This window comes from Mucilaginibacter sp. SG564, assembly GCF_013149275.1.
In the GTDB taxonomy this organism is placed as follows: Bacteria; Bacteroidota; Bacteroidia; order Sphingobacteriales; family Sphingobacteriaceae; genus Mucilaginibacter.
In genome coordinates this window covers 48,933-63,252 of the sequence record NZ_JABGNA010000008.1, presented here as the reverse complement: position 1 = coordinate 63,252, position 14,320 = coordinate 48,933, and the positions used below count along the sequence as shown (strand labels likewise).

8 protein-coding genes are annotated in these 14,320 nt (G+C 43.1%); 5 read left to right on the top strand and 3 right to left on the bottom strand.

Annotation, left to right across the window (positions count from 1 at the left end):
• Positions 1–12 precede the first annotated feature (12 nt).
• From FHW89_RS18675 to FHW89_RS18655, 5 genes are all read left to right on the top strand, one after another.
• Positions 13–219, top strand: a complete 207-nt coding sequence (locus tag FHW89_RS18675) for a hypothetical protein (RefSeq protein ID WP_172336574.1) — start codon at positions 13–15, stop codon at positions 217–219.
• Between the two features lie 1,861 nt (positions 220–2,080).
• Positions 2,081–5,233, top strand: a complete 3,153-nt coding sequence (locus tag FHW89_RS18670; RefSeq protein WP_172336573.1) for a SusC/RagA family TonB-linked outer membrane protein — start codon at positions 2,081–2,083, stop codon at positions 5,231–5,233.
• A gap of 18 nt (positions 5,234–5,251) precedes the next feature.
• A complete protein-coding gene (locus FHW89_RS18665) occupies positions 5,252–6,775 on the top strand; it encodes a RagB/SusD family nutrient uptake outer membrane protein (RefSeq protein ID WP_172336572.1) in 1,524 nt (507 codons plus the stop codon).
• A 24-nt stretch (positions 6,776–6,799) separates the two neighbouring features.
• Positions 6,800–7,501 carry a hypothetical protein gene (locus FHW89_RS18660; RefSeq protein ID WP_172336571.1) on the top strand — a complete coding sequence of 234 codons (702 nt, stop codon included), beginning with the start codon at positions 6,800–6,802 and terminating at the stop codon, positions 7,499–7,501.
• A 23-nt stretch (positions 7,502–7,524) separates the two neighbouring features.
• Positions 7,525–8,580, top strand: a complete 1,056-nt coding sequence (locus FHW89_RS18655; protein ID WP_172336570.1) for a DUF5007 domain-containing protein — start codon at positions 7,525–7,527, stop codon at positions 8,578–8,580.
• 254 nt (positions 8,581–8,834) lie between these two features.
• Here FHW89_RS18655 and FHW89_RS18650 read toward each other — a convergent pair whose 3' ends face one another.
• Genes FHW89_RS18650 through FHW89_RS18640 form a run of 3 tightly spaced genes read right to left on the bottom strand, consistent with a single transcriptional unit; the run spans position 8,835 to position 14,269 of the window.
• Positions 8,835–12,035 (bottom strand): error-prone DNA polymerase, encoded by a 3,201-nt coding sequence (locus tag FHW89_RS18650; RefSeq protein WP_172336569.1) that lies wholly within the window; start codon positions 12,033–12,035, stop codon positions 8,835–8,837.
• Between the two features lie 11 nt (positions 12,036–12,046).
• Positions 12,047–13,528 (bottom strand): DNA polymerase Y family protein, encoded by a 1,482-nt coding sequence (locus FHW89_RS18645; protein ID WP_371742469.1) that lies wholly within the window; start codon positions 13,526–13,528, stop codon positions 12,047–12,049.
• Positions 13,529–13,546: 18 nt separating this feature from the next.
• Positions 13,547–14,269: an ImuA family protein gene (locus FHW89_RS18640; RefSeq protein WP_172336567.1), complete on the bottom strand. Its 723-nt coding sequence runs from the start codon at positions 14,267–14,269 to the stop codon at positions 13,547–13,549.
• Positions 14,270–14,320 lie beyond the last annotated feature (51 nt).

The window sequence follows — 14,320 nt, the reverse complement described above, 5'->3', positions numbered from 1 at the left end:
AAAGGAGGACTTATGCCGTGGGTTAAAGGCGATTATCCGCCATCTTATAAAAATCAGCCGATCAAAATCAGGGACAAAGCCGTAGAGATTGCTAATGAGCTATTGGCTGACGGCGCATCTGAAGGCATTGCTATAGCTACCGGGCTAAAAAAGGCAAGGGAGCACTTCGCAAAGAAAGTAAGTAAAAAAAGGTCAAAAATAACTGGGACATCAAAATAAGGTCTTTTCCTAATTAATCATTAGCTTGTCTGTCGATCGGAATATCTCAAAACATTATAAAAGGAGCATTAATTGCATCTAAATTGGTGCGATTGTTAAAAATCAAGATTTATTTTGTTTTAAATCTCAGGGTTCGTACATTTGTTGTATCGAAAAGTTCATTAAAACGAACTAAATAAGTTCAAAAAAAATGGTGACCCAACTGGTGACCTGATTTTTAAAACCTTTGAAATAACGCCATTTAGGCCGTTTTACCATATTTTTAGTGGTCCCAGCGGGATCACAAAGACCACCCAACAGGTCGAACGTTTTGAAGGAAGAGTCTCTTGAAAAAGAGGCTCTTTTTTGTTTAAACGCGATTTTTGAGCTAAAAATCAACTTTTTCCAAAGTCACAGCTCCTCTTTTTAAAAAAATTCAATTTAAGTTAGTTCAATGTAATTCAAAGTAATCGGTGACCTTTTCATTCTTCCGAAATTAGGTCACCGAATTTGTACGAGCGACGTGTACCGGTTTGATTTTCAGTTTAAAAACCCATGGTTTCATTTTTTAAACAAAACTCATGAAAGTAAATGAAGATCATGAAATATGTAAAAACTTTGAAGCAAATTATTGACCGTACTATCGAAATTTGAAGACTTATTAAATAGTTATTTCCTTCAGACAATCCTGCTCATATTAATTTACCCTCCGTTGCATATTGCGCCGATGAGTTGCACTTGTCAGCTAATTATTTTGGCGATTTAATCAAAACAGAAAAATGTGCATAGGAGTATATTCAGAACAAAATCATTGATATTTCTAAAAACAAGATTTCCGACAGCAATAAAACGATCAATGAAATTGAGTTTGAATTTAAACGATGTTAATGAGATTAAGCCATTAACGCTTTACTATGATAAAATAAATATAGTTGATGATGCTACCACCAAGTTTCGATAACCCAGCCATCTCTTTTGAAAATACATTTTTACCATCAAAAAAATCAGCACGCTATAAAACATTTCTGGTCCGAGTTTATTTAGATATCCCGGCTGAGCATCGAATTGGTCCTTAATGAATGTTCAGCTAATTTACACCTGTCTTATATGATGCAGTATAGCCGTATTTTGATATACTTTTGGTTCAATGTACAGTAAGTATACATAAGGATTCTGATATTTGAGCATTATTGAAACTTCTTTTTATAAGATATAGAAAGTCTAATATGATTGGAGATTCCGCGTTGATAGATCATCACATTCTACGCTTTTTGATAACCAACAAAACATTAAAGACAATCTTTGGCAGACTAATAAGTAATTACTTAAAATGATCAATTTTCAACAGAATAATTTGATCTGATTTTCAGAACAAAGTAATCTTAAGTTCCAGAACCTCCAATTAAATTACCAAAGAGTACATTTTAACAGTTTTCCTTCCATTAATTTATGTTCAATTGTGCGTTTGCAATAGCTTAACTGCCCAAATTTCTTAGTCGCAAACGTTTGTGTCAAACTTACTTAAAGTTTTACGAAATTTTGGATATCAAACTGTTATAGGTCATGATTGAACGACAAAATTGATATTTTATTGTATCAAAAAGGCCGGTAACAAAAATAATATATGTCCATAGCCCGCAATCGTTTGTGTTTAGATATTTCTCCTAATTGAAATTAACTCCACATACATTAGGATTAACCTAAGCTTAACCAAAAGGGTAAAGCTATAGTTAACCGCGATCACACGTCAACTTCAAAAATCATGAATAGGCTAAGGACATCTAAATAGATGCACAGTGTCGCTTTATAATTCATTACTAAAATCTCATGAAAATATTTAATCAAACTTCAATTAACCAAATCACTACTCAACTAATTAATTATGAATGTAAAACGCTACAAAAAATCCTATGGAGTAAAGTGGGTACTTTTGATGGCTCTCCTGCTATCATTTACAACCGCCTTAGCGCAGGTTAAGGTAACCGGAAAGGTAACTGATCAAAATGGCCCATTACCGGGTGTCACCGTACAAATAAAAACCAAGCCCGGTACTGGAACAATTACAAATGTGGATGGTGAGTATCATTTAACCGCATCGGATAATGATATCCTGGTGTTCCGGATGGTCGGTTATCAAATAAAAGAGCTACCCTTAAATGGAAAAACCCAGCTAAATGTAAAACTGGTTGGATCAGAAAGCGGTCTTAATGAAGTTATTGTTACCGGATATAAAAATATTGACCGCCGTAAAAACACTTCGGCCATATCAAGCATAACCAGTAAGGATATTGAAAATTTGCCTGCAGCTAGTCTGGATGTTTTGTTACAGGGAAAACTATCTGGCGTTAACGTTCAGAACTTTAGCGGACAGCCGGGTGTAAAAACATCACTTGTGGTGCGGGGAAATACAAAAATTTCAGCTTCAGCTTCCGGGTTCGACGGCGATAATTTGTATAGCAATCCGCTATACGTGATAGATGGAGTCCCGATCTCTGACGATGAGGTTAGAGCATTTGATCAAACAGGTACAAATTTCCTTGCAAGCCTGAACCCCAATGATGTAGAATCGGTGGATATATTGAAAGACGCGGCAGCAGCGGCCCTTTATGGCTCAAGAGCGGCAAATGGAGTGGTATTAATTAAAACTAAAAGAGGTAAAGTAGGTGCTCCTCGCTTTAGTTTCAACACGTACCAGGGTATTACGCCCAGACCCAGCAAAGTATCAACATTGATTGGTGCAGCTGAACGCAGCCAAAAACTTGACCTGATATACAATTATGGGAATGCCACCCAAATACGGGACAATATCCCCCAAATGCTTACTGATAGCTTAAATCCCGCATTTAATAACCATAATGATTACCAGGGGCTTTTTTATCAAACTGGCTCCATTCATAACTATGACATCTCCGCGTCAGGAGGGTCAGAAGCGGTAAATTACCGTATTGGAACCGGATTATATGACGAAAAGGGTGTAGTTATTAATACCGGGTACCGGAGGTATTCGTTAAACAGTAATGTGGGCATCAACTTTTCTAAATCGCTGGAATTGCTTACCAGTATCAGGGCATCAACAGGCAAAAGATTAGCAGGTAAAGGAGGTGGCTATCGTGATGTTTTCGCTATAAACCCCATCAGCATGCCCTCCTCCTTATTGCAAATGAGCGAGCAGGACCTGAAAAGTGTGGTCGACCCCTACTCTTTTCAACGCAATGATAATATCAATACAGATATCAGCGCTAATGGAGAACTGCGCTATAGTTTCTTAAACGATTTCAGGTTCAGTACCCGTGCAGCGGTAAATTATTCTACGCAAAAAAATGATTATGCCTCCCCTTCTACTTTAAATACGGATGGATTGGCTTACGCCAGGTCAAACTATAGTCAATACACCAAATATGTGTTTACCAATAACCTGCTCTGGATAAAAACCATAGCCAAAAAGCATAATGTAAATATTACTGCGGTTCAAGAGTTTGAAAGCCGGCGCAATGAAGCTATTTATTTAGAGGGTGTTGGAATACCCAATGATAATATACAGGTGGTAAAGGGAGTAAGCAATACCAACTTAAAAGGCTCTTCTGATCTTTCTACTTACTCCAAGCTATCCTTCCTGGGTGCTGTTCATTATGATTTTGAAAATAAATATTTACTAGATGGTGTTTGGCGGGCCGATGCTTCATCAAGATTCGGAAAGAACAACAAATGGGGTTATTTTCCATCTGTATCAGTAGGCTGGTTAGCATCTGAAGAAGAATTTATAAAAAAGATCAGCTGGATAAATGAGTTAAAAGTACGGGGAAGCTGGGGCCGCGCAGGCGACGAAAGCAGTATAGGTGATGAAGACCGTTACAATGCCTATATAGCAGGAAATGCGAATTATCCCGGGTCAAGCGCAACCACATATGGTGGAGGTACTGCAATAATCCCTAACTATAACGGCATAACTAATGATAACATCAGCTGGGAAAGATCAGAAGAATGGAATATTGGGGTTGACGCGGCATTATTCAGGGGCAGGTTAAATTTTTCGATAGATGCCTATACCCGGAATACCACGGGGCAAATGCTACGGATTACTATTCCGGAATATACCGGCTATACCAGCACTTTTACAAATGCCGCCGGGGTACGTAACTCAGGTCTGGAGTTTACCTTTAACGGGAAAATACTTTCAGAAAAGAGTGCTTTTCAATGGAACCCATCAATCAATATCTCTTTTAACAGAAACAAAGTAACCGCCTTACCTAACGGCAACCGCGATCTGTACTACGACAGAGCGGTTTATATTGTTGGCAAGCCTTTAAATATGTTTTATGGTTATATTGTTGATGGTGTAATTAATTCGCCAAGCGACCTGATCGTTAATCCATATACTGGCGCGGTAGGTGCTACCAAATGGGGAACCCTAAAACTAGGTTACCCAAAATGGCGGGATGTTAACGGCGATTATTACATATCTGATAATATTGGCCAAAATGACGTTACTTTTTTTGGTGACCCCAATCCCTTCGTAACCGGTGGTTTTACAAACTACTTTAGCTATAAAGGCTTTTCTGTACAAATTTTGACCACATTCACTTTTGGGCGCGATATCATCAACAATACACTGGCGCAACGTCTTTCAAACGGTTTGTTTTACGGAAACCCTAAGGATTTTGCCAAGGCATCAATAACTGATATCAGCAAATATAATTACTGGCGCCAGCCGGGCGATAATGCTACCCTGCCAGCTTTAAATCCCTTTATGGGCTTGTATGCGTGGCGCTCCGGACAATCCATATTTAAAGAACCAGGATGGTATGTACGTATCAAGAATATTAACCTGGGCTACCGGTTTAACGCGCAAAACAATAAGTGGATGCAGCGTGCCAAGATCACAAGCTTAAGGTTATACAGCACCATTGACAATGTGCATATGTTTCAAAAATTCACAGGCATTGATGCGGAACGCGTTGACGGACAGGGCTATGATTACGGAGATGGTTATCCATTACCAACCAAGTACACTTTTGGCTTACAGATAGAATTTTAACTTATTGACTTACAGATCATGAAATATTATAGCATACATAAAACCATAGTTTTTACACTGCTCCTGCTTGTTTTAACAGGATCTACCTTTTCCTGTAAAAAAGCGCTGGAGAATAAACTAACCAACGATACTTATGCCGATACTTTTTGGAAATCAGCAGGCGACGTAAACGGGGCTCTATTGGGCGCATATGGCCTGTTCAGAAAAAGCATGAACCAAAATAGCTGCTTTTTTATATGGGGTGATGCGCCGGTTGGCCTCTTCAATTCAGATGAAGGTTCAAACTTAAACAGGGTATATTTAGAAGGATTTTTTGGGGTACCCTACCGCGAAGAAGGCGCCCATAACTGGACCAACTGGTACAGGGTTGTTGATGTAAGTAACCTGGTTATTGAACATGTCACTAAAATGCCCGACGATAAATTTACAGGTGATCAGAAGAAGCTGTTTTTAGGCGAGGCCTATTTTCTGCGCGCCCTATCCTATTTTTACATGACCAGGGTGTGGGGCGATTTACCCTTGCAGCTTACTGCCACCACTACTGCCGATCAGGCAAAATATATTGGAAGAACGGATGCCGCCACTATATTAAAACAAATTATTGCCGACGCGCAAAAAGCATCATCGCTACTTAGCTGGGAAAGTTTGACTAATTATGCACGGCGCAGGGCAAGTAAAGGCGCTGCACTGGCATTACTGGCGCATGCCACGGCCTGGCAAAATGACTACGCTAATACGGTACGCTATACAGATTCATTGATCAGCAGGACCGATCTGCTTCATTTGCAGCCTCGGGGTTCCATACGGCAGGTGTTTAAAAATACCGATGAGCCCGAAAATATTTTTGTCATCTCTTCAAAAAATTCAGAAAATGAGGCAAGTGAATGGACAGAGTTTTCATTTTCGGCAACTATTGCTTTTATCACGGTTAGTAATGGTTACATCGCAAATATGCCTATGAGTGTACCTCAGTATTATCCCCCAAAATCAAAGATAGATATCTTATATGGGGCCGATACTACTGATACCCGTAAAGGTGAATTTTTTAAAGCAAGCCCTTTTGGTGATATAAATAAGCCTTCGTTGGTTAAATACTCCGATATAGCTTATCAAAACCCTTCAACCAAGTCCGATCCGCGTTCTGAAAGCAATTTGATCGTATTCAGACTGGCCGATATGATCTTATTAAAAGCCGAAGCTTTAAATGCGCTAAGCAGAGATGGCGAGGCCCTTACATCTGTAAATACGGTAAGGGCCAGGGCCGGTGCAGCTCCTTTAGCAAGTTCAGGGTTGGCACTGAAAAAAAACATTCTGGAAGAGAGACAGCGGGAGCTAATCGGAGAGGGCCATAATTATTTTGATATCATAAGGAACAGTTTTCAAATGGATAAAGGCGGTCCTAATTATTTTACTCAATTAACACCTTGGGCAATGTCTGTTGAGCGGTTTAAACAAAAAGGGTACCTGTGGCCAATTCACAATAGTATTTTAAATGCCAACCGCTTAATTAATCAAAATCCATGGTGGATGGGAAAATATTAATTCAATACTCAAAACTAACACAACATGAAAAAAATGATATATATACCTATTGCCTCACTTATAATGATGCTGGCAATCAATTCCTGTAAAAAGGATCCTGTTATTGATGGAGGCCTTTCCGTTGCAAAGGTAAATATGAGCACTTATGACTTTCTGAAATCAAACAACAAGAATATGTTTGATACCACATTACTGATCATTGATAAAGCCGGGATGAAAGATATAATCAATGGACCGGGTACCTTCTTTGTTCCGGATGATTATTCCATTGCTAATTATTTATCGTCTAAACAAACCGAAATACGAAAAATTGATGAAAGGAATAATTTCACACTTGATACCTTATTTAAGTATTACTCAGCCCAAATGCTTAAAGATTCTATGGGCATTTATTTCTTCCCGACCAAACTTTCCAGGGATGAACTTTCTGCAACCGGGGCCTTGTATCAAACCAGTACACCTAATATCAAATTGATGATTTCATTAGAGGAGAATGCTGACGATTACCAAGTGGGAGGTGTTATATCAACCAAACCAAAATACATTTATTTAACAAAAATCAGGGGGGAAAAGGACCTGGTAAACAGTAATGGAACTGCCTCTGATCCGTCAGGCAATCCACAAAAACTGGATATTAAGGTTTTATGCCAAACAACCGGTATTATAACCAATAATGGTATTGTGCATGTATTATCCAACCAGCACATCTGGACATTTAAACAATAATTTCTCTTTAATTCTTAAATATAATGAAGAAATATATAAAACTATTAAACCTGGTACTGTTTGCGGTAGCCGGTATATTAAGCTGTAAAAAAACAGCCCCTGGTTTTTTAAGTGACAATGTGCGCTATTCTGCTGACCCTCTTGTAGTTAACCAGGGCGTATTCCTCATTTCAAACGGAATAATACCAGATAACTCTACTCCGCCTTTTAAAATCACTTTATTAAACGTACGTAATATGACCACGGGTGCAAGAGAAGAAACCTTTTTTAAGGAATACGATGTACCTGTTTGGAAAACAGCTTATGATCCGATAACTGACACAACCTTAGATCTGATCAACAAAAAAAGGGCCTTTGAAAAGAAAGTTCCATTCTCTGTTTTGGAAAAAAGTGGACAATTCCTGTTTACACAAGCAACAGAGAACGTGCCTCCGGGTCAATACCTGATTGATATAAAAATTGAAAACCCGCATGGTACTAAAACTTATATGGGGGTATGCAAGGTGATTCTCAATCCTATTGTACAATATGAATATGTGAATACACCTTATTTTATTGCCCTGCCTGCAAATAGTGAAACAGGTATACGATTTGCATATGACGATCAATGGATTGATGCAGACAAAGGACAATCAACAACCATTACACTTAATATTAAAAGAGTTGCGGCGAGCCCAAATCAGATAGTTTTAAAAGTTCTGGATAAAAATGGGGCCGTTTTCCCGGGCGCTGCATTGGAAAGAAGGCCCAGCGGTAACAGCTTTTTAAAAACCCTATCAACATTTGCTTATAAAACAACGGTAACCGATACCGCGGTATTATATGATTATGCGCAAACAAGATTTCCTGATGTCTATTGGGATTCACAAAGCAATGGATTGAACTGCTATTACCGCATATATGATAAATACATTGCCTCAATCGATACTGCCGACAGTAAAAATTGGAATCCTCCGGGTCAAATTCCTTATGGTACCTGGAATAAACAACCTGTTAAACTAAATATCAGATTTAACACTAAAATAAATCAGCCGGGTAAGTACATCTATGAGCTACGGTTAAAGGCTACAAAAAAGTAAATTACAAAATGATAAGGGTGCCTTTAACCGGGCACCCTTTCATACAGAGGCTAGGTGTTCAAAGTATTCCCGCTCATAGGTGCATTCACTCGCGCAAACACATTACTTATACTTCAATCACTTGCAGCCAATCAGTATAGTTACAAATAATAACAGCTAATCGATACGGGAACTCCCAAGGTCCGGCACTCTTCGGAAGTTATCGTCAACAGTTGTATAGAACAGCGTATTTATAAATGCTCACCTTTTCCGGTTTAATGAAAATTTCGACCTTTATGAAAAGCACCTTCGGTAGTTATCGCCGGAGCCTTGGAGCGCCCATCATAATTGATAGGCTGGGTAGTCTCGTCACTACGCATCAGGGTTTGCGGCAGATCGATTTCGGTTAAACTACGCAACAAGATAGTGAGATTAAAACATTGGCGTACAACCAGGTGAGTTACCCCATCAGCTATTTGGAGTTTACCCGCCACCATTAATAATTTAGACTGGATGATCTCCTTACGATATTGATCAAACAACGTCTGCCAGACCACCAGGTTAGCCGAGCCCGTTTCATCTTCAAGTGTCATAAACAGTATACCCTTAGCTGTTCCCGGCCTTTGCCGAACGGTAATTAATCCTGCGAGTCGTACAAAATCACCGTCTTTATACCGCACCAAATCCCTTATTCTTACATTATGCAGATTGCTTAACTGTTTCCGCAATAACCCTACCGGATGATGTTTTAAGGAAAGTCCTGTCGAAATATAATCCTGCACCACATGTTCCCCGCGTGTCAGCAGCGGTAAGGGAACTTTATCCTCCATCGCTGTTTCTGAAACCTGCCCATCAAATAAGCCAACAGGCCGGTCAGCCAGGGCAGATACTTCCCAAAGTGCCATACGGCGGTCTGCGCCAATGGAGCGGAATGCATCGGCGTCGGCCAGTTTTTCCAAAGCGGCTTCCGGCACACCCACCGCCCGTAATTGGTCAACATGCCGGTAACCCGCTTTACGCATACCTACCAATAACATCATATCCTCTTCCCGTAATCCTTTAACCTGTCTGAAACCCAGACGAACGGCATGGTATTTACTACCCTTACTTTCCAGGGTATTATCCCATTCGGAAAAGTTGATATCTACGGGTAAGACCTGCACCTGATGATTGCGGGCATCCTGTACAATCTGCGCCGGTTGATAAAACCCCATCGGTTGGCTATTGAGTAGCGCCGCGCAAAATACGTCCGGGTAATAACACTTCAACCAGGAGGAGATATAAACTAACAAAGCGAAGGAAGCAGCATGACTTTCAGGAAAACCATACCCTTCAAAGCCCTGCAGCTGCTTAAATATCCTCCGAGAGAAATCCTCTTCGTAGCCCCTCGCCATCATACCCTCCACCAATTTCTTTTCATATAAATGCAGCTTGCCATTGGCTTTAAAAGAAGCCATACTACGACGCAGCTGATCAGCCTCGGCTGGCGTAAAACCTCCGGCTACAATGGCTATCTCCATCGCCTGCTCCTGAAAAAGCGGAACACCCAGCGTACGTTTTAAAATTTCTTCCAATTCTGGTTTAGGATATTCTGGTAACTCTTCTTTGTTACGCCGCCGCAGGTATGGATGCACCATATCGCCTTGAATAGGCCCAGGCCGCACGATGGCGACTTCGATCACCAGGTCATAGAACTCCCGCGGCTTAAGGCGGGGAAGCATAGACATCTGCGCACGGCTTTCGATCTGAAACACGCCAATCGTATCTGCCCGGCAGATCATATCGTAAACCAGGGGATCATCCTGTGGTACGTTAGCTAAAGTAAGTTTACGGCTGTAATGCTTTAATACCAGGTCAAATGCCTTACGGATCATAGTCAGCATCCCCAAACCCAACACATCAACCTTCAGGATCTGCAGGTCCTCCAGATCATCTTTGTTCCATTCCACTTGCGTCCTGTTCTCCATCCGGGCATTGAGGACAGGACAAAGGTCAGATAAACGTCCTTCAGTGATCACAAACCCACCTGTATGCTGGCCTAATTGCCGGGGAAAGCCAATCAGTTCACTAGTAAGCTGCAATACTTTCAGTATCAGTGGATCTTTGGGGTTCAGTCCCTGCTCACGAAGCCGGTTTTCATCAAAACCTTCTTCGCTGAAACTCCAGATCGTTCCGCCAATACGTTTGATGGTATCCTCCGATAAGCCCATGGCTTTCCCCACATCGCGTATGGCGCCCTTATGTCTTTCCTGCGTAACCGTCGCTACGATAGCTGCCCGGTCCCGCCCGTAATCGTTATAGATAAACTGGATAATTTCTTCCCGCCGTTCATGCTCAAAGTCTACATCGATATCGGGCCATTCATCACGCGCATCCGACATAAAACGGGAGAACAGTAAGCGGGATTTGGCCGGATTTACCGCTGTAATACCCAAACAAAAACAAACCGTAGAATTCGCGGCCGAACCTCGTCCCTGGTGTAGGATACCCAGATCTTCTGCTTCCTGGGTGTAATGATACACGCGCAGGAAATACCAGGCCAGCCGGCGTTTCTCAATAAAGTCTAGTTCAAACGCGATCTGTTGTCTATGTTTTTCAGGAACAGGTTCCCCAAACCGTTCTTTAGCGCCGTCCCAGGTCAGTTTAGCCAGCCGCTGTTGTGAACTTAGCCCTTCTACTACCTGGTCCTCCGGCGTGATATATTTGAGTTCATCCAATGAAAAATTGCAGGCATCCGAGATCACACGGGTATTTTCCAGCGCCTGTGGATAAACCCGGAATAAGCGGGTGATTTCTTGCTTTTCCTTCAAAAAGCGCTCTGCATTGGGATACAATTTAAAGCCTGCTGTATGGATAGTACATTTTTTGCGGATGCAAGTCAACACATCCTGTAACTCCCGCCGCGCCGGAGTATGATAAAACACATCACCGGTAGCCACCAGGGGTACACCTGTTTCCGCCAGTCGGAATAGCCGTTTGGCATCCTGCCCCTGGTAATTAAAAGAAGCGGCCAAATACAGGGATCCACCAAAATGTTTCCTGTATTCTGACAAATCAGCCAGAAAGCCGGCATCCAGTTCAAAATTACTATTTAAGCTGTCCGGTGGTACCACCACCCATAAAATACCCTCACGGTATTGATAGATATCAGCTTTATACAATTCACATTGTCCTTTTTCTGTCCGCAGGTTGCCCAATGTTAATAATGCAGACAACCGGCCGTAAGCTGCTATATCAGTGGGATAAGCCAGTAAACTGGCGCCATCCATCAAATCCAGCCGACTGGCGGGAATAAAACGGATACCGGCTGCTTTCGCCGCCACATGCGCCCGAACGATGCCAGCCAATGAGTTCCGGTCGGTAACCGCGATAGCCGAATAGCCTAGAACTGCTGCCTGTTCTATCAATTCATGCGGGTGCGAACCTCCGCGCAGGAAGCTAAAATTCGAGGTAACCTGTAATTCCGCATAAATCATGTTTATTCATTTTAAGCAAAATAGCCATGTAAATACCATTGCGCATCACCACCATCATAATGTCCCGAGCGGAACAGCCAGTAACGCTGCCCTTCACTGTCTTCTACCACATAATAATCCCGGTGCTCTCCGCTGTCCTGCCACCATTCCCTCCCTATCCGTTCCGGGCCATCGGCTTTGGTGATACTATGCCTTTTGCCTTTATGAATAAACCATTTGGGAGGATTGTCCGGCACCAGCGCCATCACCTCAATCATTTCGGGTGGCGTCAGTAAGCGCATGGGCCGCATTTGCCTGGGCCAGGCGATTTGCGGCTCTTCGGTTATGGAGGTGGCTAATCTGACGGAGCGTTCCGGCCAGTAATGTTCCGCAGGTAAAAATCGCTGGATGGCCTGCGCACCTATTCGGCAAGCTACCCGGTCAAGCAATTCCACCAATGCCGTATCTGCCAGGCCTTTATCCAAAGCCCAGAGCTGCTCTTGCGGGGCATCCATTTCTTCTACTTGAGGTACCTCCAGCACAAACAGCTCGATTCCCAAGGCCGGCTCAATCCTGGCGACCTGCAGCTGAAACAGTTTTAACAAATGCGAAACGCTGTGCGAGCCACGGTTTGTACTGATATCCGTTTGAACCATTTTACCATCAACCCGGACACACTTCAGCACGGCCTTGCGCACGCCTTTACCTTCCGCCTTTAGGCGCTGACAGATCTCGGTCAATAATTTTTCGATAGCGATCTCAATACCCGACGCGTTACGGATCGGCTCCAGGCAAGGTAGCCGTTCGACATAAGGTACTGGTGGCACCAACGGATTCAGGTATTCATCTGCCCTGCCCAGGGCCTGATCCAATCTTAACAACAAACTTTTTCCAAAACGCCGCCTCAAAGCCGAAACCGGCAAGTCCAGTAAGGGTCCGATGGTACGGAAACCTAATTTTTGCAGCCGTTCCAATATTTCAGGCTCTAATCGTAATGCTGCGGAAGGCAAACCAGCTATCGCTCTTCCCTGCATTTCGGACAGAACGATTGGTGAAACCCGTGCAAACCGCGATACAGCCCAGGCTGCACCGGCCGTGTCGGCAATTGCCGCACGCGCATCAAAGCCCGCATTGCGCAGTTTCAAAATCACCTCTTTCAGGTAACCACGTTCATCTTCCCAAAGATGGGTACAGCCTGAAATATCCAGTAGTAATCCGTCCGGCAGATCAACAGAAACGATGGGTGTATAACGAATACACCATAAACCCAGCAGTCGTAATAATTTAGCGGCTTTCCCGGGAGTGTCATCAACGGCCAACAACTCAGGAACCGCGGCCCGCGCGTCCGCTACCGCCATGCCCCGGAAAGCACCTTGTTGCTCCGCCAAAGGACTGACCCCGGTAATAACCATCCGGTTCTTGACCGGCGTAACCAATACGAAGGGCAATTCTTTTAACTCAGGCCGACGGAGCGCCAACCAGTCCGTCAGTAAATGCCGGAACCAGATTGCCATAAAACGTTTTTGCATCGCTCACCCCACCTGCCTTTCTGCTAAAACCATATTTTCTTCAATTGTATTAAATCGCCCGTTTTTCCATTCCAGTACCCAGCTTCCAGTTTGCCCATTACGTACTTTTAAAAGTTCTACCCGCCAACGCAAAAAACCCACGCCGGGCAAGCCATTCAAATCAGCGCTGGGCAGGGGCTTCACCCGCCAGCGTGCAGCACAGGCTGTTGAACCCAATTGATCGGCGGCATTACGCAGCACAAAACCCGATACCCGGCTTTGTTCCACCGCCAGCTGCAACCGCCGCGACTGCTTGAAGTTCAATTCGCGAACCTCACAGATCACCGCTTTCAGTCCTGAACATTTCAACGCTTCTTCCATCACCCAAAGCGCCTCCTTATCTTTAGTCAGACTGATAAAGATGACACGGTCTGGTTCTACGCCGAAGATCGTCAGCGCAGGCGCGAACAAATGCCTGGCCCTGCCGATCCAGACACTCACCCCGCCCTGCCTCAGCAGAACGGATAAAATACCCGTCACTAAACCACCTCCAGCCGCGGCCTGCTCGCTGCTGCCGCAAACTAACTCATGCACCGCCCCCATTGGGAACACACCATTGGGAAAGGCCGCTTCGACGGGACCCAAACCGACCAGATCGCCCGCTCCCACCGATGGCGGTTTATAACCTTCCCATTGCAAAATATCTTTCTGCAGCCTTTCGATCAGCTCTTTTTTCGCGACGTACATATCCTGTAATTTGGAACAACAAAGCTATGCTAATATTTTTAGCATTTCATA